Origin of the sequence: Gimesia chilikensis, from assembly GCF_007744075.1 — a bacterium.
In the GTDB taxonomy this organism is placed as follows: domain Bacteria; phylum Planctomycetota; class Planctomycetia; order Planctomycetales; family Planctomycetaceae; genus Gimesia; species Gimesia chilikensis_A.
Map to the genome: position 1 here is coordinate 154189 of NZ_CP036266.1, position 26989 is coordinate 181177.

Sequence of the window (26989 nt, forward strand, 5' to 3'; positions counted from 1 at the left end):
AAATCTGGTCTTGCCTGAATGCGGGGACTGAGATATATCGCGTCTTCCTCTCTTTCCCCTCGTTCTCCCAGGCAGATCCTGAACATGTCGCTCCCAGACTCTCCGCTGAAGCTGCGTCCCCGGTTTTGGGGATTGCTGGCCAGCCTGCTGCTGACCTGTGCTACCGGCTGCGCAACGACTCCTTATGTCTACCAGCCGCCGTTGATCACAAGCCCGGAACTGGATTTCTCCGAGCAAGAGCCCCAGATTGTCCGCGGTAAACCACGGCCCGTGATTGATGGCATCGGCTGGGTCGTCAGCATTCCCGGGAAAGTTCTGCTCTGGGATCGCCGGATCGATAATCACAAGATCTCCCCCGAAACGGAAGCAGCTATCGCGGACTACCTGGAGAAAAACGGCCTCGATCAGGTTAAGGTACGCCTCAATGAATATGATCCGCTCGGCGAATGGAGGCGGCTCCGCAGGAACAAGGCCGTCGGCTGGGGCTGGCGGTATACTGCAGGCACGTTAACTGCGCTGTCTTACACACTCCTGCCCGGTCGCATCATCGGCGGTGATAATTACAATCCTTTCACGAACACGATCAGCCTCTATTCGGATCACCCCGCCGTCGCCCTGCATGAAGGAGGGCACTCCAAAGATTTTGGTACCCGTAAATGGAAGGGAACGTATGCTGTGGTGACGGCTATTCCCGGTGTCTCACTCTGGCCTGAAGCGATCGCTACCGGCGATGCCTTGAGTTATCTGGAAGCGGAACAGAATTACTCCGGAGAAGCGGATGCCTACGAAGTGCTTTACCCGGCGTATGCGACTTACATCGCCGGGGCTGCGACTCCCTTTCTGCCTTTTAGCGATCTATTGATCAAAGCGGGGGCTGTGATTCCCGGGCATCTGGTCGGACGCTGGAAGGCGCGCGAAGTCCAACAGGAAGCAGTGGCGCGCAAGCAATCCACGTCAGAGATTCAGCAGGTACACTGGGAAGAACCGGCCTCCCCCGCCGCAGCGGAGGGGAGTTCTGATCAGGGAGAGATTCAACAGGTCGGAGGGCCGTGAATCAGTTGGAAGGCACGATGGAGGGGCCGCCCAGTTGAGTCAGACGCTCAACCGGTTCATTACAGAGCGGATAACTGCTGGTTGAGGAATTCAGGATATCGGCCAGCGTAGTATCGCCGAAAGCCGTTTCCGTTTCCTTCATGGCGTCATCCAGCTTACGGTGCAGCGGGCATAAATTCGCACCGTGGCCTTTCAGTCCCAGCGGGCAGGTGGTAATGCGGCAGATCGGATCCACGGCGTTCACGACTTCCAGCAGGCTGAGTTCATCGGGACGCTTTACCAGCGAAATGCCACCCCCGATGCCACGCTGAGAATGCACGACACTGGACTGCCGCAGGCTTTGCAGCACTTTCGAAAGATACGCCTGGGGAACCTTGGTTGCCTTGGCGATTTGCTCGGTGGTGCAGGGGTTCGGAGCCTGATCCGCCAGGTGAACAATTGCTCGAAGTGCATATTCAACAGTCTGCGAAAACATAGGAAAGTCCTTATAGCTGATAATTGGACATTGATGTCTATTATCGGGTCTGATAGACTCAGTTTCAATCAAATTCTGATAATATTCAGAGTTCTTGTCAGTTTATTATAGGCGTCTCTTCGCAGAGGAAACCTGCATGAAGCACATTGATGAAGAAAAACTGGAAGTTGATCTGTCTTACCGGTTCCAGTATCTCGTGGAATTCATTGGGATTACGGAAGACGATCTGGGGGCCGTTCATGGTGCGGCGGGCATTCTGGCACCTCTGGTACCGGCCCTGGTTGATGCCGTATATGATCAACTCTTCACATATGATTGCACAAAACGACATTTCGTGCCACGCCAATCCGGGTATGAGGGGGAAATTCCCGAAAGCCTCGAAACGCTGACCCTGGACCACGAAATGATCCAGTTTCGCAAACAGCATCTGGCCCGCTACCTGGAATCGCTGGTCACCCGGCCTTACGACGCAAAGATGGTGGAATACCTGGACATGGTCGGCAAAATCCACACCCCCAAAGCGGGCAGCAAAGATCTGGATGTGCCCCTGGTGCAGATGAACGCACTGATGGGGTTCGTCTCAACTGCGCTGATCAGCACGATTCTGGGCCTGAATCTGGATCGTGAAACCGAAGTCAAAACCCTGGTCGCGTTCAATAAGCTGCTCTGGGTACAGAACGACCTGATCACCCGCCATTACCAGGCGTAGGGAAGGTGTGATATCGCGGAAGGACACCCATCTCGCGAAAGAACTAGCGGGTGGGCTTATTCCGCAGGTCCACACAGGCCAGGTTTCCGGCTGAGTCCCGGCAATAGAGTCGGCCGTCACTCAACACGGGGACCGTCCAGCATTGATGGTCGAGCACCTTGAAGCGGGAGATTTCCTTGAACGCTTCGGGGGTGGCTTCCGCGGTCACCAGCATCCCTTTATCCGAGAGGATAATCAGCTTGCCAGCGGCGATCAGCAGGGAACCGCAGCCGAAGCCCGCCTCCCGCCATTTGACTTTCCCGGTCTGATGATCCATGCAGGTCAGGCGTACGATGCGTCCCAGATTCGAGTTGCCGTCCATGCCGTATAAGTGTCCCTGGTAGAGCACACTGTTGTTGAAATGGTTCTTCAGATCCCGATTCGTGTAGCGGGACTTCAGCGTTTCATTGTCGAAGTCAAGCAGCGCACAGCCTTTGCCATAACCGGAAGATATGAAGATGGTCTGGCCATCGATGATGGGGGTGGTCGAATTCGTATTGAAGGGGGAAGGCCAGGCAAATGAAGCGACTTCTTTACCGTCCTCTTCACGGGCGATCGACAGACAATCGTTATTCAGAATTGCCAGGTATCGGGTGCCTTCATTCTCGAACGCGGCCGGCGTGCCATAGCCCGGCATGTAGGCTTTTGATTTCCAGATTTCCTTACCCGACTGTTTCTCCAGCGCGACCAGACGTCCCGCTTCGACATACAGGCGATCTCCGCGGATCAGCGGCGAACAGGTAAAGCCCCACTCGGGGATCTCCATGTCGTACACTTTCGGCAGGATTTTCTCCCAGACTTTCTTACCGGTTTCAATCTCAAAGCAGATCAAACGTCCGTCGCGACTGTTGGTATACAGGAACGCGCCGTCGATGGTGGGGGTCGCACCCGGACCGCCTGCATTCAGGTTGTCGATCAGTTCCGCGGGATACGATTGCTGCCAGATGACTTCGCCCGTGTCGGCATTCAGGCAGTAAACGGTTTCGTTGCCCTCTTTGTGCCCCATCGTGTAGATGCGGCCATTCGCTGCGGAGATTGAGCTGTAGCCGATACCCACATTTTTTCGCCAGGACACGTTCGGCGGCTCTTTGGACCAGTCGGCGCGCCAGTTGGTCTCCGGGGAGATGCCGTCATAGTTGGGTCCCAGCCAGTGAGGCCAGAAGCCAACCTGGGGAGTCGCCTTGGTCTGGGCGTCCTTAAACGAAATCTCCGTGATCACCTCGGGAAGTGGTTCTGCCGAGGAGTCCTGCGCTGCCTCTGCGCGTGGCGTCATCGATTCGGATGTCGCTTCACTGCACGCCCACAGGCTCAGGCCTGCCAGACAGAACAGAAACGGGGTGACTGACTTCATGGGTTTCTCCTTGATGCGAGTCACCCCATTATGCACGGGATCGACTTATTGGGGAATGTCAACTTTGATCCGCAGATCACGCAGCTGGTGCGGATCCACTTCCGACGGTGCACCGCTGAGCAGGTCGGCCGCTTTCTGAGTTTTGGGGAACGCGATGACGTCGCGGATGTTGTCGTTACCGCAGAGCAGCATCACCAGTCGGTCCAGGCCTAAAGCGGCCCCGGCGTGCGGTGGTGCCCCGTAACGCAGTGCCTGCAGCAGGAAGCCGAAACGTTCTTCCGCTTCATCGGCTGAGATCCCCAGCAGGTCGAAGACGGTCTGCTGGACTTTCTGATCGTGCACACGGACGCTACCGCTGGCTGCTTCATAACCATTGATGACCAGGTCGTACGACTGGGCACGCACCTTGGCAGGATCACTTTCAAAGTACTGCACGTCTTCATCAACAGGCTGACAGAACGGGTGATGCTCGGCGTCCCACCGCTGTTCGTCTTCGTTGTAGTTGAGCAGCGGGAAATTGACGACCCAGCAGCATTTGAAGTCACTCGGATCGTACAGCTTGAGTTCTTTACCCAGGCGGTTACGAAGTGCCGCCAGGGCAGCGGAGGTGACCGCACACTGGTCGGCGACGAAGAACAGCAGGTCGCCGACTTCGGCTCCCATCGCGTCCATGATCTTCTGTTTGTCTTCATCCGAGAAGAACTTGGCGATCGGAGAGTGCAGACCTTCGTCAGTCACTTTAAAGAACGCCAGGCCTTTGGCTCCGTATTCTCCCACGTATTCGGTCAGACCGTCGATGTCTTTGCGGCTGTAGTTGTCGGCGGCTCCTTTGGCGTTCAGGCCACGTACGCGACCGCCCGATTCCATGGTCTTTTTGAATACGGCGAAGTCACAGTTGCCAGCGATTTCTCCAATGTCGACCAGTTCCAGGCCGAAGCGGAGGTCCGGTTTGTCCGAACCGTATTTTTCCATCACGTCGGCATAGTCATACCGTGGCAGCGGCAGGGCCATTTCTTCGCCCCGCAGCTCTTTCAGGAAGGTCGCCATCAGCCCGTCGATCAGCGTCAGGATGTCTTCCTGTTCGACGAACGCCATCTCGATATCGATCTGGGTGAACTCCGGCTGACGGTCGGCACGCAGGTCTTCGTCACGGAAGCAGCGGGCGATCTGGAAGTAACGGTCGTAGCCCGAGATCATCAGGATCTGTTTGTAGATCTGCGGCGACTGAGGCAGGGCGTAGAACGCACCTTCATGCACGCGGCTGGGCACCAGGTAATCGCGGGCCCCTTCCGGTGTGCTGCGTCCCAGGATGGGCGTTTCGATTTCCAGGAACTGCAGGTTGTCAAAATAGTCGCGGGTCAGTTTCATCAGACGATGACGTACCAGCATCGCGTGCTGCAGACGTTCGCTCCGCAGATCGAGGAAGCGGTAGGTGAGCCGCAACTCTTCGTTGGGCAGTTCGGACGTACCCGGCTCGAACGGCGGTGTTTTACTTTTGTTGAGGACTTTGAGTTCATGCGCCCGGACTTCGATTTTCCCGGTGGCCAGCTTCTCGTTTTCACGGTCGTCCCGCAGCACGACTTCGCCGCTGACCTGGATTACATCCTCGGCACGCAGGGTACGAGCCAGCTCGTGCATCTCGGCATCACGATCCGGATTGAACACAATCTGGGTGACCCCGTAGCGGTCGCGGAGGTCGATGAAGGCCAGGCCCCCATGATCGCGACCACGGATGACCCAACCCGCCAGAGTCACAGTCTGTCCAACATGGTCTGTTCTCAGTTCGCCACAGGTATGTGTTCGTAACACCTTACTAAGTCCTTGGTTAGAAAACGTTCGTTCTCAAAAAAAGTTGTGTCGGGGAGCAGCAGGCTCCGGATATATATCGGGAACTGGCTGACAAAGTCAGTTCCGGCCGGCAGACTGATGCACGTTCCCGGTTCTGATCCACTCTGGGTGGGCCGGGTTCGCGCAACTGGTGCGCCGGGCTGAAATCAATGACGCTGATCTTATTAGAGCAGACCACCGCCCGCAATGAACAGCAGGCGGATACACCTTACCCCGCCGGTATCTTTTTCCGGATTGTCCGATTATTCAGACCTGAATACAGGAAAAAAGCTCCGGCGGGTGATGTTATGTGCAGTTATCGACGAAATCGCAGACGACCGAACAGACCGCGACGTGGTTGCGGCTGCTGAGCCGGTTGACATTCACAGTTATTTGCGGGAACTGCTTCCGTTTCCGGAACTGGTTTCATCTGGGGTTCAGCAGTCTTGGCGGGTGCTGCCGGCTTTTGAGGCGCGGCGGCAACTTTCTTAGCGGGTTTGGCAGCCGGTTTCTGCTGTGTCACTTTTTTCTTAGTCGCTTTTTTTTTAGTGACGTCCACAAACTGTTTGTAAGCGTCAGCCACGTGCCCCTGCTTGGTATCTCCCGAGTGAATGTAGAGACCGTATTTCAGGTTCATCTTTTCACCCGCTTTGAGGTGCTTGTGGTCGGCGGGCTGTTTCTTGTTGGTATAAGCGTGATCGCCGAACGGGCTGATGGTAAACAGACCGTAGTTCCGCACGTGGTAACGGGACTGCTTGTAGTTCTGAGGAGAATCCATCAGGGTGACGCCGTAAACTTTTCCGTTCAGCGGACCGTAGTAATCGATCCATTCGGTGGGCTTACCCCAGGTGTCTTTGGTCCCTTTGACGCCTTTGCTGTTGACGACCGAACCATCTTCTTTTTCACGCATGCCGTTGGGCAGACGAATTCCGAACAGGCCTTCTTTGGTGTCTTCGAAGACAACTGGTTTTGCACCTGCGGTAAAGGTGATGTTGTATGTCATCAGACGATTAGCGTAGATCGAGATCAGGGTATTTTCGGTAATGATCGGCTTGTTGTCTTCGCCGAGCCACTCGTTGGTAACTTTCATTACAGCCGGATTACCTGAGGCTTTGACGATTTTCACACCGGTGTTTTTGATTTTGCCTTTCTCGGCCCAGAAGTCGACGGTGTTGACTTCATCGACGGCGACCCAGATCCCTTTGTGGTGCGGGTGATCTTCGGGATCGACGAGCGAACGGGTAATCACGGTGCCGTCAGCGGCGCGGACCGGTGAGAAGAAGGGCTTTGGCAGGTCGGCACTGGTGTTGTAGGTCGCAAACGGTTTCCCATCGATGGTCACACTGAACTTGCTTCCATTTTTCTTGATGTCGACGGTACCTTCTGCGGCACTCACAGTGGTCGAGAGGCCGACAAACAGACAGAGTATGCTTAACACGGTTTTCACAGCGAAATTTCCTCAAAAAACAGTCATTCCTGAACGGTTTGTTAATTACTGTCAGTTATTGTGTCCTGAACGGTGTGACTGCGCCAAGTCGCAGGGGCAATTTCAGCGGTTTTTTCTCGAACTGAGGGGAAACACAGTTTGCGAATCACACTTTTAATCTGTTATTCTAGATAACTTGCGACATGTTGAATTTGTGGGCTCTCAGCTTGAAGACTTTTTAGAAACAATGACGAAACGAAGACGGACAAGTACAGAATCCAATTTGAAATCCTATCCCGAGAAAGCACGTTCACTCCGCAGTTTTGTGCCTCAGGATAAAGAGCCGGACTGGGAAATCTCACTCTCGGGAGATCTGGGAGACAAGGAATCCGATCTGGTAGCCAGGCTGGTTGACGTCCCGCGTAGCAGTCGGGGTACAATTTATTTCGACTCTCCCGGTGGTTCAGTCTATGCCGGTCTGACACTGGCCAGTCTGATCCGCTTGAGGCAGCTTAACGTGGCTGGCGTGGCTTTGGGTGAATGCTCTTCCGCTGCCATCCTGCCGTTTGCCGCCTGTAAACACCGCTTCGTTACCGCATACACCACGCTGCTGTTTCATCCGATTCGCTGGCAGAGCGAAGACGAGGTTCGCCTCGAAGAAGCAGCAGAGTGGGCACGACATTTTAAAGTACTGGAAACCGATTTCGATCGTCTCCAGGCACAGCTGTTTGGTTGCCGACAGAGCGTTCTCGATCGCTGGACGCGCCCCGGACGCTTCGTCTCCGGACAGGAACTGGCCGATGCAGGGCTGGCACAACTCATCGATCCTTTTTCCACCGAAGACCAGTGGAAGGTTATCGAGGCAAGATAGCGAATCTGTAGCAGGCAAGCAGCCGGGCTGACGGGAGATTGTTCGATCTCCGGGAACAGGAGCGGCGTGGCCTGCGTCATACAGACCGCGGGTCGCAGGGAATTAGTCGCTCTGCATGTTCCCTTGACCATTTCTAACCTGGAGGGAGTCCGATGAAGTCTACGAAGCAACTGAAAATCGTTCTGCTGGCAGTCGCCTGCGTCTGGGCCAGCACTTCGCTGGTACAGGCAGACAAGAAAAAATCGAAGTCTGAAGCCATTACCGTCGAGAAAATTCTGAGTGTCTCACACCAGCTGCAGAAATCCAAACCGCCTACGCTGATCCTGGATGTGGTGGGTGAGGTTCCCACCGGCGGTTACACCGACGTGCATCTTGATCGAGCCGTGTATGTCAAACCTCCCGAAGACGGCATTCAGGATTATTATCTTAAAGCCAATCCGCCGACCGGTATCGCGATTACGGTCATCTCGGAAGTCAAAGCCTCGGATGTCTGGACCGATCTGCCCGCCTGGGTCAAAGGAGTTCGCGTGCACGGTAAGAACCAGGGTGTCAAAGTCATCCACTTCGATCAGGGGCACGAAATGGAGCCGATTCGCAGAACATTTACCGGCGTCTCTTCGAAAGGCTCGTTTGAAGAAGCCCTCTCGACCGCGCTGGCCAAACTCAATCGCGCACTGGGTGAAGGGGGCGTGATGGATGCGACTTCCAGCTGGAAAGTCGTCCGTACCTCAGGCCAGACGGGTGGAATCGCCGGTTTGAATCAGATCAAGGTCGTGATCTCAGCCGAACGTCAGCCCCCCTGGCAGAAAGAGCAGTCCCGCAAGCAGGACCGCAAAATCAAACCGGTCGGGAAAAATCAATCGACCAGGGAAACTAAGCCTTTGGCGCAATAATCCCGGTTTCGGGACTGGAGGCCGTGGCGTAGAGCTTGCGGGGAATGCGTCCCGCCAGGTAAGCGTCGCGGCCGGCTTCAATTGCGTTTTTCATGGCTCGGGCCATGCGGACGGGATCCTGCGCGCCGGCGATACCCGTATTGAGTAACACGCCGTCACAACCCAGTTCCATGGCGATCGTCACATCGCTGGCGGTTCCCACGCCCGCATCGACAATCACCGGATAGTCCGGGTCGTCCTCTTTGAGGTACTCCAGACAGATGCGGATATTGTTCGGGTTCAGAATTCCCTGACCACTGCCGATCGGGCTGCCTGCCGGCATGACCGAGGTTGCCCCTGCGTCCTTCAGACGCTTCGCGGTGATTGGATCGTCGGTGGAATAGCAGAGCACTGAAAAGCCTTCGTCGACCAGTTGTTTTGTCGCTTCGAGTGTGGCGACCGGGTCGGGGAGCAGGGTTTTGGTATCGCCCAGAACTTCAATTTTGACCCAGTCGGCTCCCGGGTTTTCGAGGCCCCGCAGAATTTCGCGTCCCATCCGCGCGACACGCACGGCATCGTCTGCGGAGAAGCAGCCGGCGGTGTTCGGCAGGATCGTGTATTTATCGAGGTCGATGAAGTCCAGAATGTTCCGGCCGTCGGCGTCGATCAATCGCTCGCGACGCACGGCGACGGTAATCACTTCCGAACCACTGATTTCCAGGCTTTCCTGCATCAGTTCGTACGTGGTGTATTTACCCGTGCCGACGATCAGTCGGGAGTTCAGATGATGTGTGCCCAGTACCAGGGTCGATTCGGTATCGCCAATTGTTGCCATAATAGTTATCCACCGCCTACCAGCGTTACGATTTCCAGACGATCCCCGGCCTCCAGCTGACAGTTGGCATGTTCTTCACGGGGAATCAGGATCAGGTTCCGTTCAACAGCCAGATAGCGGGGCTGCAGTTCGAGCTGGGCCAGCAGTTCAGCCACTGTAAAAGCATCGGGAACCTCGCGGGGTTCGCCGTTGACCTGAATTTGCACCTGTGCAGCTCCCTGGAAGAATTTCATATCAGACGAAGCAAACGAGAGATCGCGGGAAATCTGATCTTTCTCAAAGATTGTTTGCAAAAAGCGAGTTTAGAAGTGATACTGCCAGTCGTCAAGGAATGGCCCGAATCTGTCAGCCGTTATTTCGCTTCGCAGCGGGATTCGCTTCTGAACAGAAGCTACCACGGCGGCCTCCCGCGGTCACTTTCCGGTTTTCATCGTTTCTTTACAAGTCGTTAATATACTTCTATATAACTGACGATGGATCAAAACCCCTTACCGCTGTTTGCTTATTTTCGTGGAGATCAGATCAGATGTCGTCGATGCGTTCCGTGTGTTTTCTCGTTTTCTGTGCAGGATTAACTCTCGTGTCAGCCGCAAATCCCCTCTCAGCCGTCGAAATTGTGGGACACCGCGGTGCCTCATTTGATGCCCCGGAGAACACGCTCTCCTCTGTGAACCTGGCCTGGGAACGCAACGCGGATGCCGTCGAAATCGACATCTATCTCACCAGCGATGGTAGGATCGTCGCCTTCCACGACAAGACCACCAAGCGGATCGGCGGACGCAATAAGGATGTGGCAAAACAGACGCTGGCAGAACTCCAGACCCTGGACGTCGGTGCCTGGAAGAATGCTCAATACCGCAACGAGCGGATTCCGACCCTCCCGCAGATTCTGAAAACGATTCCCGCAGGCAAGCGGCTGTTCATCGAAATCAAATGCGGCCCCGAAGTTCTGCCGCAGCTCAAGGCCGATCTGCAAGCGTCGGGCAAAGCAGCCGACCAGACGGCACTGATCGGTTTCGACTACGACACGATGCGCAAGGCCAAACAACTGATGCCCGGGCTCAAAGCCTACTGGGTCTTCAAAGTCAAGCAGAACAAGGTCACCCGTCGCTGGGAACACAACGCAGACTACTACATCCGCAAAGCCAAAGCAGCGAACCTGGATGGCCTGGATGTCGGCTATAACGGGTTCCTCACCGCCGATTTTATTCAGAAATCGGAAGCCGCCGGCCTGCCTGTCTTTGTCTGGACCATCAACGACGTCAAAGATGCGAAAAAGCTGGTAGAGATGGGGATTACCGGCATCACCACCGATCGCCCCGGCCTGATGATGGAAACACTCAAACAGGCAGAATAACGCCTGTTCCGGGTTCTCACATAAAGTCTCGTATTGATTTCCACTCTGGTTTGTTCGAAAATGGAATGAAGTCGCCCTTGAAAAGACGCACTTAATTCCAGAGGTACAAACCAGATGAAATCATGTTTCGCAACCCTGCTCGCGGGAGCACTGGCCCTGTCACTCATCACGACCGGTTCGCCTGCGTACTCACAGGAAAAAGAAACAGTAACGCTGCCGCAACAGGCCGTTGACTACATTCTCGATCTCCAGAGCGATGATTATCAGGTCCGCCAGAAAGCGACCCAGGAACTGCCTAAGTTTGGCGAACAGGTTGTGCCGCCATTGCTCAAGGTAACCCAGGGGGACAGCCTCGAAGCCGCGGTCCGCGCGATCCTCGTGATCGAACAGGTCTACATTCTGGGGAAAGCCAATTCGGTTGGACCTGCCGAAGACGCACTCGAGAAACTGACGAAGGCGAAAAATCCTTCGGTCGCCATTCGCGCCGAAGAAGCCATTGACCGGCATGCCGACATTCGGGAAAAACGGGCCGTCCGCGAAATCAAAAAAATGGGCGGCACGGTCAAACTCTGGACGCCTGAAGACATCGCCAGGACAGCACCGGGCGGCAGTGTGGAGCCCGGACAGGTACGTTATGTGGCCCTGGGCTCCAAGTGGACCGGAGGCGAAGACGGCCTGCGGTTCATCAAGCGGGTCCGGAAGTTTCCGGTGCTGTATCTGATCAAAGGACATCCGATTCCGGATGTCGCGATGGAAGATCTGATGCGGGCACTCCCCGCGACTCAATTCCAGACTCGCGACAGTGATGCCATGCTGGGCATCACCCACATGACCGGCATCCGGGACCAGGGGGGCTGTCTGGTCGGCGAAGTCTCCGATGGTCTGGCCGCTCAGAAGGCGGGGATCCGATCGGGGGACTTCATCCTCAAGTTCGACGACAAGCCGGTTGAGAACTTCGATGCCCTCGTGAAACTGATCGGGGGGAAATCAGCCGGCGATGTGGTACAAGTCGAACTGCTTCGTGACGGGATGATCAAGAAACTGCCCGTCACCCTCAGCAGCTGGCTCGACCGCTAAGCGTCACGACTCAGTTGTGTAACTCGCGCAGCAGCTCCAGGGCCGTCTGTCGGATTTTGGTCTCGGCTTCGATCTCCAGGTAACTGCTCCGCGCGGGCCAGGTTTCGTAACCGCCTAACGCATGCTGTGTGGGTGTGGGCAGATAACCGCTTGATCCATTGGCCAGTTCCATGGAGAAGGTGGCACCGAAAGGACTGCCCGCTTTGATCGCCAGCCCGGTTTCGGTAAAGACTTCACAGGGGAGACTGGCGATGCCCAGGTCGCCGATGCGAATGGCCTGCAGCTTGATGGTTTCCGTCGCCGGATACTTGTTGAGTTCGACCGCTTCGGTTGCGTAAATTTTCGACCAGGGGTGCACGGTTTTCTGTTTCGGATTCGCCAGGATCTCCTGTGCCCAGGCCAGGCGTTCCTCATCCGGCTTACGGATCGCCAGTTCAATTTCACGCTCGACCATCTCCACCGGAACCTTGCGCTGGTACTGCAGCTGTGCCAGGACCTTGATGGTCTGTTCGGCGAACTGCTTTCCCGATTCGTCAATCCATTCAAACGGCTGATACTTACGCTTGTCCTGTTTCATCACCGCACCCACATTCCCGCTGGTGCCGTTTGAGAGCATGCCCACAAACGGGGGATGGGAACCGTTCGACTTCAGTTTCTCTGCGAGATATTTCGCATACACACCAAAGTAATCCGCGCTGATTTCTCCCTTCCTGTAACCACCACAATAATGAATGCTCATATTACCCAACACTGCCAGTGGAGTACCGTCAGCGTGTTGCACGGAGAGAATCGAACACTGGGGGTCAATGTCAGCCGCGGGTTGAATGATCTGTTTGCTGCGTCCTGATACCGATTTGATCTGCTCCCCCGCGACACCAAACGGATTCAGCGAGACGCTCCCTTTCTCTGCGAGGAAACGCCGACACGCGGCATAGCGACCCGCATCGAAGGACCCCCAGGCAATCTGGGCCGGCGCGAGATTCTGCTCGGCAGTAATGATCGCCTCAGCCATCTTCTGGATCAGCGCCTGATAGTAGACATCGTCCTGCTCGCTCGCGCGGCCATAGGGAACGCGAGGCGCCGCATGTGTGTGCGTGCTGGTCATCAGCATTCGATTCACGGGCAGTCCGGTCTTCTCAAACACAATCTGCTTGGCCCGGTCGAAATAACTCCGTTCGACCATGCAGAGGTCATTCACGCAGATCGCAACCCGCGTGTTTCCATCGTCGAGGACCAGCGCGCGGGAGTAGATCCGGTCATGCACTCCTGTCACGGGACCATTCTTGGAAATCACGCCGTCCAGTGAAACGCCGGGTTCCGGGGTAATGTCGATTATCGCGGCCCCGGCACGCAGCGCCGCCTGTTCCGCGTAAACTTCATTCACACTGAGCGAAAGCATCACGAGTGCAGGCACAAATAACAGCAGAACAGAGAATCGCGAAATCATGACAGTCCTTTCCGAGGAGCTCAGAGGTCTTGTTTGATCATTCCTTGAGTGCGCATACCGGGGTGTGTTTCAAAGTATCGCCATCAGCAGAGAACGCTTAATCCTGTTTCTGCTCAGCGGCGTTGGCCCGTTCGTTGAGCCACTGTGCCATTTCGTTAGAGACGATGAAGGCCATCGCCCCGCCACGAGCGTCATTGCCGAGAATCGCCATGCGGTCGAGATAGCCGCGGAGGTTCTTCTGTTTCCCGGTCCCCGTGCAGACATCGACCAGGGTTCCGTTCGGCGCGACCCGGGTTTTGATCCCTTCCCAGGCTTTCTCGATGAGAGGCGTATAGACGCTTTCGTCCAGCCAGCCTTCCCGCACGCCACGAATCATGGCGAAGGTAATCATGCAGGTGGATGTCATTTCGCGGTAGCTTTCCGGATGATCGATCACCTGGTGCCACATACCCGTCGGATCCTGGTGTTTGCTGAGCGCCTCCAGGTGTTGACGATGTCCCTCCACGAACTGTTCCCGCAATGGCGAATGCACGGGCAGTTCGGTTAAGACCAGCGCCAGTCCCAGCGCGGGAAAACCATTTCCACGACCCCAGGCAGCATCGCTGAGGGGAGAATTCCGATAGATGCCGTCCGGTCGCTGATCCAGCTTCTGGATGAAGCGCCAGTGTTTCATCGCCATGTCGTAGTATTTCGAATCCCCGGTCAGCCGACCTACGACCGCGAGAATCGGGCATGACATGAAGACCGCATCGCTCATCTCGACATGGTGCGGCATCGACTCTTTCATCTTGCCTTGCGCGTCAAAGCCCAGATCCGCCGCCTGTTGGGCGTACTTGAGGTAATCCCGGTTGCCGGTCGCTTTGGTCAGCTCGGAAAAGAGCAGGTGACCGGCGATGACCGAGCCGCCCCCCTTGTTTTCGAGGGGCTGGGGATTCTTCTTCAGATACTCCTGTGTGATTTTCTCGACGTGCGGCAGACGACTCTGATCGTTCGTCAGTTCCCCCAGTCGAATCTGGCTGATGAGTGAAAGCACGGGCAGATACGAGAGTCGTCCCAGATCGTTGCCATACACTTTCGAGAGCTGCGTGGCGACCTGGATCGGCGTCCGCTGTTGACGCTGAATCAGTTCCTCACGCGCGGGAGAGGGCGCTGGAAACGATGTTTCCTTAAGTGCCTTGAGCAGTGTGGGGAGGAACGCAGACTTCTCTTGAGTTGAGACTTCCAGACCCAGGGCAGGGATCGGTCCGATCAGAGATGGGGACTCGGTATTCAGGGCCGCAGCCAGTTCCCAGCCGGTCTTCGCGGTTTGCACAGGTGACAATTGCGGCTGCAGTCCGCGCACTTCTTTGCGAGCGGTTTTCGGGATGAACCACTGTGATTGCTGACCTGCGCGGACATCAACCACCAGATCCGGGGCATGCATGCCGATCCACCGCCACAGGTATTGAACTTCCGGTTTCTGAGCATCGTGATAAGCAGGCCCCTGCGGTGGGTAACCTGTGGTCGGATCGCCGCCTGATGCATTTTTAGGTCCCTGTTGCAGTGCCCAGCCATCCGGATTGGCAATCGGGGCCGCGGAGAGTGAGAACTGTTTCCGCAGCGGTGCTGCTGCTTCGGATCCATAGAACCAGTTGACGGCATCAATCACCGCATCAACGGATGTCTGTGAACCGTCCAGTCCTCCGATCAGCAGGACGCGCGTTTTGTCTGTTTCAAAGTTCAGGTCATCGGCAGAGAACACGCAGGGAATCGGCGTCTCCTGACGAGTGACACCGAGAGCAGAGTGAATCAGTGCCTGCTGTTTTTTGAGAGACGCCAGTTGTTGCGCGACTTTGCCTTTGAAATCGACGGTCGATGATTCGGTTTTCTCATCGGCGGCGGAGACAACAGCAGCGGGCAGGGAGATCAGGGTTAACAGGCTGAGACACAGGGGCAGCAGGTGCGCGTTCATGGCAGGCAGGTTCCCGGCAGGTATGTTAAAGGGATGAAATTCGAGTTCGAGGAAGCTCTCACCCATTGTAAATCTGCAGGGAGTCAATTGCCAGCAGGGAATGCGATTGCAGTCTCTGAATTGATCATGAGAGAAAGGGTGGGCACGAATGCAATTCGTGCCGAGCAGAGCGAGCAGGAGGTCGCAGATCTGGCCTGCAAGTTAGAGTTGAACTGTCAACCAATCTGGATCAGACAACATCAGGTGCGTCGATTCACAATCCACCGTGCACTCTGCTACCTCCGGTTGCCTGCGGCAATCCCGGATTTTAACCGGGACCACGCAATTACTCTCTCAATGAACCGGGGTAGGGGTAGCCCTGTGTGGCTACCCGCAGAGCGAGTCTGTCTGCGTTTTGTAATTCGGATGGTTGAGAAAGCTGCCTTCGTGTCCATATGCCAGACAAACCTCGCCAGGCGGGCGGACACACAGGTACCGCCCCTACGTCTGATCTCGTAACACAATAAATAAAGAGATCGAATTACGGTTCCACCCGCACATGCAGCCGTGTCTCTGCTTTCACGCCATCCTCGCGGCTGCGTTCGACCTTCACCAGGTAATCGCCGGGTTTCTGATAAGTGTGTTTTGTGATCGCGTAACCATCTTCATTCAGCGGGTTCACATTACCGTCTGATTTGACCCGGACTTCAGGTGTGCCATCACCGAAGTCCCAGACCTCTTCGCCGAATGTATTGTTGAATGACCGGACCTTGAAGGTGATCGGTTCGCCTACTCTGTTCTTGAGCGAAGGCCAGTAGCTCGCATGAATCCGGGGCACGTAATGTTCTTTGTCTTTAGGATCCAGGACCATGACTTCCGCGAAATCATAATCGACGTTCCCCGCTTTGTCGGTGATCTTAAGCGTTTCACAATAGATGCCGGGAGAGTCATATTTGCGTTCGATCGCCGGGCCCCGTGTGGTCGTGCCGTCACTGAAGATCCATTCGTAATCAACGATGCTGGAATTAACACTGTAGGACTGTAATCCGCTCAGCATGACCGTGTCACCCGGCAGGACAATATGTTTGCGACGCGTATTTGCGACCAGTTTGGGATGGTACTGATTGCGGTAAGCTTCCCAGATGAAAGCGTAGCCTGCCTGGGTGCCCCACTTGCCCGAGGGTTGGCGGCTTTTAATTTCAAAGTGCAGATGCGACCAGCCGCCGCTGGCCCCTTTCTTTCCGAGGATACCGATCTCTTCGCCCTGTTTGATCAGTCGTCCCGGGCGGATGCGATCGTTGATTTGGTGCAGGTGGCTGTAACGGTAATACCAGCCCCGGGCATCCAGCAGATAGACGACGTCATACCGCTCCGCGACGGGTGTGTCTTTTTCATGACCGTTCAGCACGTCCGTTCCGGAAGAGACGACGATCGCATCGGTGGCCGCGATGACCCGCGTCAGTTTTTCGGCACCGCCGATATCCAGACCGCTGTGATAGTAAATCTTCGGCAGGATCTCATGTCCGCCGTCTACCGGTTCATTGTCGTACCAGGTGCGCGTGGCGAACCAGCGTTGATCGACGGGATAAATAAATGAACCTGGTTTGAGCAGCGGCGAACCATTCGGCCACAGGCGGAGCCGGGCATCCTTGTCGAGACCCCAGAATGACGGCGTGCCGTTGGAGTTGTAGCCACTGGTGATGGAACAGTCGATCTGCACTTTACCGATTGTCTGCGGCAAATTATACATGCCCGATTCCAGTTCGATGGTATCGCCGTCCACTTCCACGGTGACGATCGCACTGCGCACTGCGTTGCGGATCGGATCGCGAGTCTCCTTGAGGTCACAGAGTTTGACTTTGACCTGTTCCCCATTGCTGAGCGTGACCGTCGTCGTTTCACCCACATTCAGATCAACAACCCGCACGATCGGATCCAGGGCCGGTTTCTCTTCTGCAGCGTATATCGAGTGTCCTGACAGAGAGCTGCCGATAAGGATAAACAGAACGCAGAGCAGAGTACGGGGGGACAGATTCAGCATGGCGGGAGTCTCTCGTTATGGGGTCAACTTTCGGAGGAGGAACGCTGCTGGTCGGCGATCAGGCCGGCGATGAAACCAGCTTTGAAGCCTGCATTGATATTAACCACGGTCACATTCGCGGCACAACTGTTGAGCATGCCCAGCAGCGCCGTCAGGCCGCCCAGGCTCGCGCCGTAACCGACGCTCGTCGGCACCGCGATCACCGGGCAGGAGACCCAGCCACCGACCACTGAGGGGAGTGCCCCTTCCATGCCGGCAGCCACGATGATGGCCGAAACGTTCTGAATGCGGGGCAACTGTTCGATCAGGCGATGCGGTCCTGCGACGCCCACATCCACGATCAGGTCGGGCTCGTAGCCCATCCAGATCAGCGTTTCCATCGCCTCTTCCGCGACCGGACGATCGCTGGTGCCTGCGGTCAGAACCGTGATTTTGCCCTTGGTCAACTCTTCGTCGAAAGCAGCATCTTTTTCCGGGATGCGAATGGTCCGCGCCACCTGGTTGTAGATCGCCTGGGGAAACTGCTTGAGTACGGTCTCAGCCTGCTCTTCGGAAATCCGTGTGCCCAGGCAGCGCTGTTTTGATTCGAGCAGCAGCGTGAAGATTTCGACCAGCGCGGTGGACGTCTTGCCTTCACAGTAGATGACTTCGGGATAACCGCAGCGGGAACTGCGATCAAGGTCGATGTTCGCAGAAGAGAGCATTCCCGATTTGTGATGTCCCTGGCTCTCCGCCTGCTCGACCGCCTGTTCCACAGAGAGCGTTCCCTGTTTTACCAGTTCAAACAGTTGAGAAAGTTGATCATCCGCCATCAGAGTGCCTCTATTTCCAGTGAAAAAAGTCAGTGTATAAAGAAAGAGCAGGATGGCCGAAAGCGACCATCCTGCAAAATTGGTTTTGTGCCGCAGGGCACATTATAGATAACGGGGACCGAAGTCCGCGAGTCTTAGTCCTCTTTCTGTTTCAGATTCGCGATGACGTTGAAGTCTTCCAGCGTCGTGGTATCGCCCGTGCTTTCCCGACCGGCGGCGATGTCACGCAGCAGACGTCGCATGATTTTACCACTGCGGGTTTTCGGCAGAGCGGCAGCAAAGCGGATTTCATCCGGTGTCGCGACCACGCCGATCTGAGTTCGCACGTGCTGTTTGAGTTCGTTTTTCAACTCATCGCTGCCATCTTCTGTCGTCAGGGTGACGAAACAGCAGATGCCTTCCCCTTTGATTTCATGGGGGAAACCAACCACGGCTGCTTCCGCAACTTTGGGATGTGCCACCAGGGCGCTTTCAACTTCCATCGTGCTCAGACGGTGACCGGAAACGTTGATCACGTCGTCGATACGACCCATGATCCAGTAGTAACCGTCTTCGTCGCGGCGGGCACTGTCGCCGGCCAGATAACAACCTTCAATGGTGCTGAAGTAGACGTCTTTGAACCGCTCGTGGTCGCCGTACAGGGTTCGCAGCATGTGCGGCCAGGGTTGACGCATCACGAGCAGACCGCCCTGGTTGTCGCCCAGGCTTTCGCCTTCTGCAGTCACGATATCAGGCACAACGCCGGGCAGGGGAGTCGTACAACTGCCGGGCTTGGTCGCGGTGACACCGGGCAGTGGGCTCATCATGATGCCGCCGGTTTCGGTCTGCCACCAGGTGTCGACGATCGGACAGCGTTCCTGTCCGATGACGGTGTGGTACCACATCCAGGCTTCGGGGTTGATCGGCTCACCCACGGTGCCCAGCAGACGCAGGCTGGAGAGATCGTACTTGTTGGGCCATTCGTCGCCCCACTTGATGAAGGCACGAATCGCGGTCGGGGCCGTGTAGAAGATGTTGACCTGGTACTTCTCGATGATTTCCCAGAAGCGACCTTCATCGGGCCAGTTGGGAGCCCCTTCGTACATCACGGTAGTCGCACCGTTGGCCAGGGGGCCGTAGACGATGTAGCTGTGACCGGTGATCCAGCCGATGTCAGCGGTACACCAGTAGGTGTCGTCTTCTTTGAGGTCGAAAACCCACTTGGAGGTCATCATCGTTCCCAGCAGGTAACCGCCGGTGGAGTGCTGCACGCCCTTGGGCTTACCGGTACTTCCGGAAGTGTAAAGGATGAACAGCGGGTGTTCGCTGTCGAGTTCCACCGGATCGCATTCTGCGGAGACGTCTTCCATCAGGTCGTGCCACCAGTAATCGCGATCGGGAACCATATCGACTTCACAGCCGGTGCGACGGTAAACCACAACCTTTTCCACGCTGGGGGATTTTTCCAGGCTCTGGTCGACGGCTTCTTTGAGCGGGATATTCTTACCACGACGCCAGCCACCATCGGCGGTGATGACCAGTTTGGCCTGTGCGTCGTTGTTGCGGTCGGCGATGGCGTCGGCACTGAAACCGCCGAAGATGATCGAGTGAGTCGCCCCGATGCGGGAGCAGGCCAGCATGGCGATGGCCAGTTCGGGAACCATGGGCATATACAGGGTGACGCGGTCGCCGGTTTCAACGCCCAGCTTTTTCAGGCAGTTCGCGAACTTGCAGACTTCGCGGTACAGGTCCTGGTAACGCAGCACGCGGGTATCGCCCGGCTCGCCTTCCCAGACGATAGCGGCCTTGTTTTTCCGCCAGCTGTCGAGGTGCCGGTCGATGCAGTTGACCGAAGCGTTAATCTTGCCGCCCGTGAACCATTTGGTATCGGGCATCTCGCCTTCGAGAACCTGATCATAAGGCTGAGACCATTCCAGTCCCTGAGCCAGATCGCCCCAGAAACCGGCCGGATCGTCTTTGGCCCGGTTCCAGAGCTCTTCGTACTGTTCTTTGCTCGAAATATTGGCCTGTTCGACGAACTCGGCTGGCGGCGGAAATGATCGAGTTTCCTGAAGAACACTTTCAATGTTTTCGTTAGCCTGGTCACTCATCGTTGTCATTCCCCTTTGCTTTATTTGGCGAGCGAAATAAGAACCGAAAAATGCTAATCAACGACCTGAATTTTCAGGAGCGTAGATTCGATTCTCTCCCTGTGTCTTGAAGTCGAATTATTAAACAATGCTAAGTTAGCGATTTTAGGGTGCTGTTTTTTTGAAGTCAACAAACGGCCAATCGCTTCCTCTCAGAACGGAATTATGAAAGGTAACCACTTATCTAAGCGTCAAAACAGGGAAAATCAAGCAGAACGGGGTACGGAAGTCACTTTAAATCACCGGAAAGTAACGCAGATTCCCGAATTCTTCCCGAATCGGTCCCTTTTGACGCAGAACCGACCACTGGCGACTATTTGAACACCTTCCCAGAGGCCGGGAGCGGGAAATACAGCCGGATCAGCTTGCCTGCGACTCCATCAGGGCCCGTGCCTTCTGATAAGCGGCTTTCATTTCAGGCGAATCCTGTGTGTGTTCACCTCGAAAGACCATCAACAGACCGAGCCGCGGATGATCGCTGACATTGGGATCGCTGAAATGAATGGTCTGACAGTGATGGATCAGCACATCCCCGGCTTTCAGCAGTGCCGGCGTTGCTATTGCGGCATCAACGTCTTCCGCCAGACCGAACGAATTCCCTTTGACGCCTGATGGCGTATGTACCTGCAGTCCTGCCTGATGCGAGCCACCCACGTATTGTACCGGTCCGTTTTCCGGCGTGACCTCATCCAGGGCCACCCACACCGTAAGCACGTCCGGCGGTTCCTGGCAGAAGTAGGCATTGTCCTGATGCGGCGGTACACCCGAGCCGACTTTCGCCGGTTTGTTAAACGTCTCAACTCCCATACAGAGGGGCGTGCCGTTGACCAGGGCAGCGATCAGGGGCTGCAGTTGTGCTGCCTGCGGAAGTTCCGCGAAGAACGGATCGTGGATCTGCATCCGCCAGCAGTTGCGAATCGCGGTCCCGTCCGCTTCAAAGACCACATCGTTCTCAGGCACTCCGGGAACGACTTCCCGATTGTAGCGATCAACCGCAGCACGGATCCGGGCCAGCTGTTCGGCAGAATAGAATTCGGGAATGTGCACAAATCCCTGTTCCCGGTATTCCTGAACGATGGCGTCTTCAGTCATGGCTTTCTCCTCATAGGCAGCCTGGTCAAAATCAGCGCGCTTGCAAGATGCAGATCCCTTTCAATCTAATGAGTTGAAATCGGTTTTCCACGATTTTTTCTCAGATTCTGCAAGATGCCCTGAAACCGGTACCGGGATGCCGATACAGGAATCGCTTGTGTCGGAACATCAGAGAGGATCAGGCACTGCAGCCAGCTGAGAGTCAGCGGCGCATCAAAGTTTGGCGGTGACTCTGCTGGCGAAGCGGGCGGCGGGAAATTTCCTGCCAGTGGCGAATGTCAATTTCATACGGACCGTGTGGCCGATCGAAGCCGCCGTAATCCCGATGGTATTTTTCCAGCTTGCCGATCTTTTGATCGACGCGGAGCTCTCCCCGCCGCTGGCTCTTGGGAGACCGGCCCCAGACAATCTCTGAACCGCCTGCGGTGATCAGCCGGAAGATCAGATCGTCCAGCGAAATGGCTTCGCTCAGGCGGGGAGGCGCGGCGATTGCAACGATCTCCAGTTCCTTCCAGTGCGGCGAGAGTGCTTCGGCCAGCTGGGCAGCACCGGTGACGGTGACATCGCCCCAGGCATTTCCGGGAGGTCCGGCGGGAACCGATTCAATGCCGGTAATCACCGGGTAGCGACGGGCATCGGAGACCGAAAAGTCTTCCGGAGGCAGCAGGACGCCCGCGTTGTCGACGGGTAACAGTCGCTGTTTGAATTCCACCATCGCCGCCGGCTTACGGAACTGCAGCTCGACTTCAACCGTGCTCGTCTTGCGAACCGAGACCACTTTTTCTACCCAGGGATGTTTCTGGAATGCTTCTGCGACCTTGATGACCAGATCCCGATCGAGCAGCGAGACCTTCTCAGGCAGCTGATTGCGCTTGATTACCTGGTCGACCAGATCAATGGGGACGTAGTGGGGCGGGGCGGGAATCAGCGACAGACTGCGGGTTTCAATCTGGTACTGTTCCTGTTCTGCCAGATCAGGGAGCTGATCCTTGAGCTTCTGCGAAAAGAACCAGACGGTAATTCCCACCGCCAGAATCAATAGCACCTTGGGACGAAACAGCAGGCGGACCAGTCGCGCGGGGCTCAGTGCAGACCGTTCTTCGTCCAGCACGTCCTCTTCTTCTTCGATCTCTGCGATCTGTTTTTTAGCCGGGACTTTTTTCTTCGTCGGCTTCTTTTTAGATGCTTTGCGACTCATGGGCTCTGATTGATGTGTTCCATTCTGGTGCGCGCGACGCAGCCTCAGCGCACCGTCCCCTGCATTAACATTATCGCAATCTCAAGCAGCGCGAGTTGTGGCACACCACAGAAAAGTCCAAATTCCCGCTGGGCACAGGCCGTCTGGGTAAACTTTATCAGTTTTGCGGGCGGGTGGTGACTTTCGCCAGGCGGCTGAGCAGGACCCGTTCGCACAATTCGCCAAAGTCGAGACCCGCCTGAGCGGCTGCTTTGGGGACCAGCGAATGGTCGGTGAAGCCGGGAATGGTATTCACTTCCAGTACCCAGGGCTGCTGAAAGCGATCCAGCAGGATATCGACCCGGACGATGCCGCTCGTTCCCAGTGCCTGGCAGGCACTGACGCCCGTTTTAATGATCGACTGAATCACGTTCGTGGGCTGCTGGAATTCGAAGTGATACTGAGTCGAATCTTCCAGGTACTTGGCTTCGTAGTCGAAGAACTCGTGCGGCGTTTCGATCTGAATCAAAGGCAGCACGTCGTCGTCGACGAGGCTGACGGTCCATTCCGTACCCGCGATCGCCGACTCCAGAATGCCGAAGGAGTCATAATGAAAACAACGGGCCAGCGCCTGCGGCAGTTCTTCGGGCGATTTGACAATCGTCACCCCGAGGCTGGAGCCCTGGGCGTCCGGCTTGACCACCAGTGGATAACCCATGCTGCGGGCATGCTGTTCGATGCGCTGGGCATCGTCTGATTCGTGAATCAATACGTAGGAAGGCGTGCTCACATTCTGCTGAATGAAACGTTCCTTGGAGGCCGACTTGCTGAAGGCCAGCTTGGAAGTGGGCGCATCGCAACCGGAGTACGGAACACCTAAGCGTTCGAGTGTGGCCTGGATGGTGCCGTCTTCGCCATAAGTTCCGTGCAATGCCAGGAACACGACGTCGCAGGTTGACCAGTCATACGTTTCCAGATCGACCAGGGAAGGATCGACCGTCACCACCTGATGTCCTCGCGCAGTCAACGCGCGCGACACGCTCTCGCCACTCTTCAGGCTGATGTCACTTTCGGCAGATTCCCCGCCGGCAAGTACCACAATGTTTAAAGGGGTCGAGGGTTGTGCTGGTGAATGGCTCATCGGGTCGCCTCCTTGCTTCCGGCCACAATATCGCTTGGATTTTCAACGTTGAAATTCTGAGATCTTCAAAGATTCGCGGGATTCTAGCAGTTGGTCACCAATCTGCAAATGGTGATCTTCTAATAATAGTGAATGTTAAATCAGGCAAAGAAGGTGTGCTGGGGTGTGGTTTATTGCAGTAACCGAAAGGTCTTGCGCAGACCGCGATAAGCCTTTTTTCCCAGGGATTCCGGGGCAACCACGATTTTGGCCTGTCCGGAAGCGTGAATCACGGGTTGTTCGTTTGTCACATCCAGTTTGACCCGCACCAGGTAGGAAGTGCTGCTGAGCCGCCGCTTGCCCTCGGCATCGACTTCAGTAATCACCTCTTCCCGATGAATCAGGTTGGGGTGCAGATCTTCGAGATCGATCTCCGCGATGTCGTCGATCGTGCCTGTAATGACCTGATCCGGATATTCGTCGAGCAGAATCCGCACGGTCTGTCCGGCCTGTACATACTCGACGTCCTCCTGATCCACAATCAGGCTGGCCTCTAGCGCGCGGGGATTTCCCAGCGAACAGAGCCAGGTCCCCCGCTTTAGAAAGCAGTGCTGGTTATCCGCATCAAAGGGAGAGCCGACCCAGTCGGGCAGCTCCGCTGTATCGGCAGGTGCGGGTGTACGCGGAGCGGGAATCAAAGTTCCTTCCACGGGGGCAGTCAGGGTGAGCCGGCGTTGATCGGTGAGCCGTTGTGCGAGCTGGTCCTTGAGATCGGTCAGCTGCTCCTCGGCGGTGGGCAGTTCGCGGGCGGCATCGGGATCGTCGACCTGGCGCGTCTTGAGCGTGGTGATGCGAATCTGCTGTTCGCTGATCTGTCCTTTGAGCTTGAGAATTTCCAGATCGATCTGATCGTTCTGCAGGCGGGCAATGAGAGCCCCCGGTTCGACAATTGTTTGCGGCCTGGCGATGGAGGCGACAAACCCCGGGGACGTGACATAGACGTGCTTCGCGTCCTGCAGTTCAATCAACGCCGGGGCGGAGATGCGGTGCGGGAAGGGAATCAGCAGCAGCCCCATCAGGATCAGAATGACCAGTGCCGCACGCCGGACAAAGCGACCGCCGTCGATGCGGCCTGCGTTCGCGTAAGTCTGAATTTCCTTGATTCCGGATTTGACGGGCACGATCAGCATTCCCAAAAAGACAAAGGTTCCCAGGACCTGCGCGATGATTTCCAGGCCGTAGGGTTCCAGTACATAATAACAGACGGTCACAATCAGAAACACAACCAGCCAACGGTAAATCGCCGAGGCGACGCCGTAGGCAAACAGAAAACGCCGCAGCCGTCGCGGTTCGCGGAGCAGGGTGTCTGCCTTGTGTCCGAAGAAAAAATGATGCACGCGGTTGGAAACAATGGTCTGGGCCCGCTGCCTGAGGTTCGGCACTTCGACCAGGTCCAGCAGGATGTAGTAGCCATCGTAGCGGAGCAGCGGATTGCCGTTGAGCAGCAGTGTACTCACCGAACAGACGAAGACAATATTCAGACAGAGCGAATGAAACAGGCCGGGATACGTAAACCACCAGAGAAACACGCAGAGCGATGAGATGACCAGTTCTACGAGGATGCCCGCCGCGCTCACGATGATCCGGTGCCACTTCTGCGGCATCGTCCACGCATCGCTGACGTTGACGTACAGGCAGGGGATGAAGGCCAGCAGCATGACACCCATTTCGCGACATTCCCCGCCAAAGTGTCGGCAGGCGAGCGCGTGACCCAGCTCGTGCAGGATCTTGACCAGCGCCAGACTGACGCCGAGCAGAACCAGGTTCTTCGCTTCAAAAAAGGTGGTGAACTCGGGCAGTTGGGCGACAACAGCGTCGAAGTGTGTGAAGACGAGTGTCACGGCTGAGAGCAACAGCAGCAGCGTCGCCAGCAGAAACCAGGGAGTAAAACAGAGTGCCGCGACCGGCTGCAGCCAGGTCAGCAGTCGATGAGGGTCAACGCCCCGGAAGCGAATGGCCAGCGGATTCATCCAGCGGGCCCGCCGAGCCGCCTGCTGTTTCTGTGTCTGACGTTCCAGCAGGATTTCACCCTGCCCGAGGGCATCAGCCAGAATCAGACCCGCTTCGTGCAGTCGCGATAAGAAGCCCTGCAGGTGTGAGGCTTCCAGTTTCTGAGGCAGGAACTTTTTTTCGTACTGCCTGCGGATGCTTTCGAACGAGGCTACGCCATCCAGCTGTTTGAGGATGAAGTATTCCTCGTCCCTCAGCTGATAGTACTGGAGCGAAAACGGATCCTTGATGCCCCAGTACGTCTTGCCGCCAAACTGGAGCGGCTGCACCTGCAGGTCGGCCCGCATCCGCAGGTGCAGGGGCTGGTTCGAATAGTTCTGGGCACCGATAGACATGAGGGAGGACCGCCTTCTCAGTCGCGGAAGTTTATTGAATGATCAGCGAGGCACGCATGCCCGGTTTCAGTTTGAGGTCCGGGTTTTCAATGTCGGCCCAGACACGGGTCTGGTTATTGACCGCATTGATCTCGGGACTGACGAAGGAAATTTTGCCCTGGAACTTCTGCTCCTGCTTCGTGCCCGGGTTGACCAGCAGTACCACGGGACGGTCTTTCAGATCCCGTTCCTGCAGCAGTGACAAGTTGATCAATCCTTCTGCCCGCAGACGATCGAGCTTCAGCAACCGCATCACGGTTTCACCTGGACGCACCCATTCCCCGGTCCGGGTCATGATCTGCACGACCATCCCGTCAATCGGCGAGACCACTTTCCGCTTTTCCACAGCCAAAGCTGCGATCTCTTCCGCGTTCCGTTTCAGTTTCGCTTCCAGTTGCGCGGTCTTCGCTTCTTCGGTTGCCTGTTCGATTTCCAGCTCTGCTTTCTCTGCGGTCAACTGCAGACGATCCAGTTCGGTTTTCGAGATGCTCTTCGGATACTTCTGGATCGAATCTTTCGCCCGCTGCAGTTCCGCGTTCGCCACTTCATGCGATTTACGGGCGAACCGAAGATCGACGTCGTTCTCCGCTTTGAGCTGCGCGGTTTCATATTCCAGTTGTGCCTGCTTGAGCAGCAGCCTGGCTTCAGAGTCTTCAATCTGGGCCAGCAGGGCGCCCCGTTCGATGGTCATGCCTTCCCGGACTCTGAGGTTGGTCAACTGCCCGACTTCCCGCGCGGGGACTTCGACCTGCTCGATGACGGTCACCAGCACCGAGTCGATGCGCAGCGGCGCGTCCGTTGATGCACGCTCATCCGCGGACAGGGCCAGCGGCGCGGCGATTTGCAGACCAGCCAGGGTGGTGAACAAACAGATTGAGGCACACAACCGGTTCATGGTGATTCTC

At 56.2% G+C, this 26989-nt stretch carries 22 protein-coding genes; 6 read left to right on the forward strand and 16 right to left on the reverse strand.

All coding sequences use genetic code 11. From position 1 onward, the window contains the following. Window positions 1–84: 84 nt before the first annotated feature. Window positions 85–1053, forward strand: a complete 969-nt coding sequence (locus tag HG66A1_RS00675) for a hypothetical protein (RefSeq protein ID WP_145179850.1) — start codon at window positions 85–87, stop codon at window positions 1051–1053. A 1-nt stretch (window position 1054) separates the two neighbouring features. Here the strand turns inward: HG66A1_RS00675 and HG66A1_RS00680 are convergent, their stop codons facing one another. Then, window positions 1055–1528, reverse strand: coding sequence for an RrF2 family transcriptional regulator (locus tag HG66A1_RS00680; RefSeq protein ID WP_145179852.1), 474 nt, complete (start codon window positions 1526–1528; stop codon window positions 1055–1057). A 136-nt stretch (window positions 1529–1664) separates the two neighbouring features. On the opposite strand from HG66A1_RS00680, the gene HG66A1_RS00685 reads away from it, so the two are divergent. Beyond that, window positions 1665–2237, forward strand: a complete 573-nt coding sequence (locus tag HG66A1_RS00685) for a protoglobin family protein (protein ID WP_145179854.1) — start codon at window positions 1665–1667, stop codon at window positions 2235–2237. Between the two features lie 43 nt (window positions 2238–2280). Here the strand turns inward: HG66A1_RS00685 and HG66A1_RS00690 are convergent, their stop codons facing one another. The 3 genes from HG66A1_RS00690 to HG66A1_RS00700 form a co-directional block, all read right to left on the reverse strand. Then, on the reverse strand, window positions 2281–3627 hold the full coding sequence (locus tag HG66A1_RS00690) for a PQQ-binding-like beta-propeller repeat protein (RefSeq protein WP_145179856.1): 1347 nt from the start codon (window positions 3625–3627) through the stop codon (window positions 2281–2283). A gap of 45 nt (window positions 3628–3672) precedes the next feature. Next, the gene (aspS, locus tag HG66A1_RS00695) at window positions 3673–5436 is read right to left on the reverse strand and encodes an aspartate--tRNA ligase (protein WP_145179858.1); all 1764 of its coding nucleotides are present in this window, start codon (window positions 5434–5436) and stop codon (window positions 3673–3675) included. 334 nt (window positions 5437–5770) lie between these two features. Continuing rightward, a complete protein-coding gene (locus tag HG66A1_RS00700; RefSeq protein WP_145179860.1) occupies window positions 5771–6901 on the reverse strand; it encodes a PmoA family protein in 1131 nt (376 codons plus the stop codon). Between the two features lie 262 nt (window positions 6902–7163). Between HG66A1_RS00700 and HG66A1_RS00705 the strand changes: the two genes are divergently transcribed. Then, window positions 7164–7751 (forward strand): ClpP family protease, encoded by a 588-nt coding sequence (locus HG66A1_RS00705; RefSeq protein WP_232106726.1) that lies wholly within the window; start codon window positions 7164–7166, stop codon window positions 7749–7751. A 152-nt stretch (window positions 7752–7903) separates the two neighbouring features. Then, complete coding sequence (locus HG66A1_RS00710; RefSeq protein ID WP_145179862.1) at window positions 7904–8644, forward strand: hypothetical protein; 741 nt, start codon at window positions 7904–7906, stop codon at window positions 8642–8644. Here HG66A1_RS00710 and HG66A1_RS00715 read toward each other — a convergent pair. After that, complete coding sequence (locus tag HG66A1_RS00715; RefSeq protein ID WP_145179864.1) at window positions 8625–9458, reverse strand: thiazole synthase; 834 nt, start codon at window positions 9456–9458, stop codon at window positions 8625–8627. The two genes, HG66A1_RS00710 and HG66A1_RS00715, sit on opposite strands and share 20 nt — an antisense overlap. 5 nt (window positions 9459–9463) lie before the next feature. Beyond that, window positions 9464–9664: a sulfur carrier protein ThiS gene (thiS, locus tag HG66A1_RS00720; protein WP_145045928.1), complete on the reverse strand. Its 201-nt coding sequence runs from the start codon at window positions 9662–9664 to the stop codon at window positions 9464–9466. A 374-nt stretch (window positions 9665–10038) separates the two neighbouring features. On the opposite strand from thiS, the gene HG66A1_RS00725 reads away from it, so the two are divergent. Together HG66A1_RS00725 and HG66A1_RS00730 are read left to right on the forward strand one after the other, a co-directional pair. Beyond that, window positions 10039–10815 (forward strand): glycerophosphodiester phosphodiesterase, encoded by a 777-nt coding sequence (locus HG66A1_RS00725; RefSeq protein ID WP_197996924.1) that lies wholly within the window; start codon window positions 10039–10041, stop codon window positions 10813–10815. Between the two features lie 114 nt (window positions 10816–10929). After that, window positions 10930–11892, forward strand: a complete 963-nt coding sequence (locus HG66A1_RS00730; protein ID WP_145179868.1) for a PDZ domain-containing protein — start codon at window positions 10930–10932, stop codon at window positions 11890–11892. A 10-nt stretch (window positions 11893–11902) separates the two neighbouring features. Here HG66A1_RS00730 and HG66A1_RS00735 read toward each other — a convergent pair whose 3' ends face one another. From HG66A1_RS00735 to HG66A1_RS00780, 10 genes are all read right to left on the reverse strand, one after another. Then, window positions 11903–13339 (reverse strand): neutral/alkaline non-lysosomal ceramidase N-terminal domain-containing protein, encoded by a 1437-nt coding sequence (locus tag HG66A1_RS00735; RefSeq protein ID WP_145179870.1) that lies wholly within the window; start codon window positions 13337–13339, stop codon window positions 11903–11905. 97 nt (window positions 13340–13436) lie between these two features. After that, window positions 13437–15356 carry a glycoside hydrolase family 88 protein gene (locus HG66A1_RS00740; protein ID WP_145179872.1) on the reverse strand — a complete coding sequence of 640 codons (1920 nt, stop codon included), beginning with the start codon at window positions 15354–15356 and terminating at the stop codon, window positions 13437–13439. 454 nt (window positions 15357–15810) lie between these two features. Then, on the reverse strand, window positions 15811–17310 hold the full coding sequence (locus tag HG66A1_RS00745) for a PKD domain-containing protein (RefSeq protein ID WP_145179874.1): 1500 nt from the start codon (window positions 17308–17310) through the stop codon (window positions 15811–15813). Window positions 17311–17333: 23 nt separating this feature from the next. After that, window positions 17334–18122: a nickel pincer cofactor biosynthesis protein LarB gene (gene larB, locus HG66A1_RS00750; RefSeq protein ID WP_145179876.1), complete on the reverse strand. Its 789-nt coding sequence runs from the start codon at window positions 18120–18122 to the stop codon at window positions 17334–17336. 134 nt (window positions 18123–18256) lie between these two features. After that, the gene (gene acs / locus HG66A1_RS00755; protein ID WP_145179878.1) at window positions 18257–20212 is read right to left on the reverse strand and encodes an acetate--CoA ligase; all 1956 of its coding nucleotides are present in this window, start codon (window positions 20210–20212) and stop codon (window positions 18257–18259) included. Between the two features lie 399 nt (window positions 20213–20611). Then, window positions 20612–21343, reverse strand: a complete 732-nt coding sequence (locus tag HG66A1_RS00760) for a phytanoyl-CoA dioxygenase family protein (protein ID WP_145179880.1) — start codon at window positions 21341–21343, stop codon at window positions 20612–20614. 202 nt (window positions 21344–21545) lie between these two features. Further along, window positions 21546–22541, reverse strand: a complete 996-nt coding sequence (locus HG66A1_RS00765; protein ID WP_145179882.1) for a cell division protein FtsQ/DivIB — start codon at window positions 22539–22541, stop codon at window positions 21546–21548. A 157-nt stretch (window positions 22542–22698) separates the two neighbouring features. Then, window positions 22699–23661 (reverse strand): D-alanine--D-alanine ligase, encoded by a 963-nt coding sequence (locus tag HG66A1_RS00770; protein ID WP_145179884.1) that lies wholly within the window; start codon window positions 23659–23661, stop codon window positions 22699–22701. A gap of 170 nt (window positions 23662–23831) precedes the next feature. After that, window positions 23832–26045 (reverse strand): site-2 protease family protein, encoded by a 2214-nt coding sequence (locus HG66A1_RS00775; protein ID WP_145179886.1) that lies wholly within the window; start codon window positions 26043–26045, stop codon window positions 23832–23834. Between the two features lie 31 nt (window positions 26046–26076). After that, on the reverse strand, window positions 26077–26979 hold the full coding sequence (locus HG66A1_RS00780) for an efflux RND transporter periplasmic adaptor subunit (RefSeq protein ID WP_197996925.1): 903 nt from the start codon (window positions 26977–26979) through the stop codon (window positions 26077–26079). Window positions 26980–26989 lie beyond the last annotated feature (10 nt).

Bases quoted from the DNA above. Each gene is read 5' to 3' on its own strand.
- HG66A1_RS00675 (WP_145179850.1), top strand. From the start codon at position 85: ATGTCGCTCCCAGACTCTCCGCTGAAGCTGCGTCCCCGGTTTTGGGGA.
- HG66A1_RS00680 (WP_145179852.1), bottom strand. From the start codon at position 1,528: ATGTTTTCGCAGACTGTTGAATATGCACTTCGAGCAATTGTTCACCTG.
- HG66A1_RS00685 (WP_145179854.1), top strand. From the start codon at position 1,665: ATGAAGCACATTGATGAAGAAAAACTGGAAGTTGATCTGTCTTACCGG.
- HG66A1_RS00690 (WP_145179856.1), bottom strand. From the start codon at position 3,627: ATGAAGTCAGTCACCCCGTTTCTGTTCTGTCTGGCAGGCCTGAGCCTG.
- HG66A1_RS00710 (WP_145179862.1), top strand. From the start codon at position 7,904: ATGAAGTCTACGAAGCAACTGAAAATCGTTCTGCTGGCAGTCGCCTGC.
- HG66A1_RS00715 (WP_145179864.1), bottom strand. From the start codon at position 9,458: ATGGCAACAATTGGCGATACCGAATCGACCCTGGTACTGGGCACACAT.
- HG66A1_RS00730 (WP_145179868.1), top strand. From the start codon at position 10,930: ATGAAATCATGTTTCGCAACCCTGCTCGCGGGAGCACTGGCCCTGTCA.
- HG66A1_RS00735 (WP_145179870.1), bottom strand. From the start codon at position 13,339: ATGATTTCGCGATTCTCTGTTCTGCTGTTATTTGTGCCTGCACTCGTG.
- HG66A1_RS00740 (WP_145179872.1), bottom strand. From the start codon at position 15,356: ATGGGTGAGAGCTTCCTCGAACTCGAATTTCATCCCTTTAACATACCT.
- HG66A1_RS00745 (WP_145179874.1), bottom strand. From the start codon at position 17,310: ATGCTGAATCTGTCCCCCCGTACTCTGCTCTGCGTTCTGTTTATCCTT.
- larB (WP_145179876.1), bottom strand. From the start codon at position 18,122: ATGGCGGATGATCAACTTTCTCAACTGTTTGAACTGGTAAAACAGGGA.
- acs (WP_145179878.1), bottom strand. From the start codon at position 20,212: ATGAGTGACCAGGCTAACGAAAACATTGAAAGTGTTCTTCAGGAAACT.
- HG66A1_RS00760 (WP_145179880.1), bottom strand. From the start codon at position 21,343: ATGACTGAAGACGCCATCGTTCAGGAATACCGGGAACAGGGATTTGTG.
- HG66A1_RS00765 (WP_145179882.1), bottom strand. From the start codon at position 22,541: ATGAGTCGCAAAGCATCTAAAAAGAAGCCGACGAAGAAAAAAGTCCCG.
- HG66A1_RS00770 (WP_145179884.1), bottom strand. From the start codon at position 23,661: ATGAGCCATTCACCAGCACAACCCTCGACCCCTTTAAACATTGTGGTA.
- HG66A1_RS00775 (WP_145179886.1), bottom strand. From the start codon at position 26,045: ATGTCTATCGGTGCCCAGAACTATTCGAACCAGCCCCTGCACCTGCGG.
- HG66A1_RS00780 (WP_197996925.1), bottom strand. From the start codon at position 26,979: ATGAACCGGTTGTGTGCCTCAATCTGTTTGTTCACCACCCTGGCTGGT.